This window comes from Rhizobium sp. P44RR-XXIV, assembly GCF_001999485.2.
In the GTDB taxonomy this organism is placed as follows: Bacteria; Pseudomonadota; Alphaproteobacteria; order Rhizobiales; family Rhizobiaceae; genus Rhizobium.
Window position 1 is genome coordinate 1 of the sequence record NZ_MPVZ02000012.1, and the last position, 1,187, is coordinate 1,187.

2 protein-coding genes are annotated in these 1,187 nt (G+C 55.7%); both read right to left on the minus strand.

Annotation, left to right across the window (positions count from 1 at the left end; all coding sequences use genetic code 11):
• Positions 1-454: hypothetical protein (locus tag BSK43_RS00090; protein WP_205910570.1), on the minus strand; the 454-nt coding region annotated here is incomplete at its 3' end.
• 187 nt (positions 455-641) lie between these two features.
• Complete coding sequence (locus BSK43_RS35470; RefSeq protein WP_348641732.1) at positions 642-1,133, minus strand: helix-turn-helix transcriptional regulator; 492 nt, start codon at positions 1,131-1,133, stop codon at positions 642-644.
• Between the last annotated feature and the right edge of the window lie 54 nt (positions 1,134-1,187).

Consider the following 1,187-nt stretch of genomic DNA (forward strand, 5'->3'; position numbering starts at 1 on the left):
CGTTCAGATCGACAAGGTTGCTCTTCAGGATCTCTGCCGACTGCGCCCGAAGGAAAGCCATCGCCTGCGTGATCTCTAGACCGGAGGACATATCGAACAGTTCATCTGGCTTTTTGAGCTGCATGTCCAGCGGGCCCAGCTCGCCTTTGTCAGAGATGATCAAATGGTCAGCCCCAATGGCAAGCAATGTGCCAGCGCTTTTGCAATATGCAGGAACGACAACCGTCAGATGCTCATAGTAGTGCCGGAGTCCTCTGGCGATCCGATAGGCAGTAGCAGGCTCTCCTCCGTATGTTGAAAGAAAGAGGTACGCCCTTTTGTGCTTGCGCCGCCTAGCCTCTTCAGAGAAGCGCTCATAGCCGGAGCGCTTAATGCCGCCGATGTACAGATAGCAGTCAGCCTCCTCTTCTTTGCTTAGCTTACTGATGAGACCAAGCGCCTCGTCTATCTTCATCTTGCGCCCCTCTGCAAGGCCCGTTCCCCAGGCAAGTCATCAATGAGCATGAGCTTCATGTCCATTTGCCATCCATTTGGTAATTCAAATGTAAAAATGTATTTAGCTATCGGCGAGCTCAACGGTCTTGTTAGTTCACTCCCCCATGATCCCCATAGCTAAATCCCCTCCCTGCCAGATGAGCTGGTTACCGCTTGAAGGCTCCACGCGAGCGCAGCGTCGACCACCAAAACACCCAGCCGATGATGCTAATGCCTTGGGACTGCATCTCCTTCGGCGAATACTCCTCGTCGTCATGCTCGGCTCGGTTGAAGCTGCGCAAGCGCAGGCCGCCGCCCGGCAACCGATACAGGTACTTCACCCGCAGCATGCCTTCGTGCTCCAGGGCGTAAATCTCACCGTCGATAACGTCCGTGGCTGATTGATCGATGCCGATGGTCGAGCGGTCCATGATCAGTGGCTCCATGCTGTTGCCCCTGATCTTTGCGCATATCGCCTTTTTCGGATTGACGCCGGCCTCGCGGAGCGCGGGGAGCGAGAATCGGAGCTTGCGCCCAGGTATTTCCTGTACAGCTATCCGGCCGTCGCGCGGCCAGTTCCACTTGGTCGTAGTACGGCAGCTCCACCTCATCCTCGTCCAGAGGAGTCTCATTGTCCCAAACGGAGATAGGGCCGGCATACTCTGCTTCCTTGGTTGAGTCTATGAGAAGTAGTTGCTGAGCGCGCTTGTGAG

Coding starts and splice junctions, on each gene's coding strand:
- BSK43_RS35470 (WP_348641732.1), bottom strand. CDS start 1,133: ATGCCGGCCCTATCTCCGTTTGGGACAATGAGACTCCTCTGGACGAGG.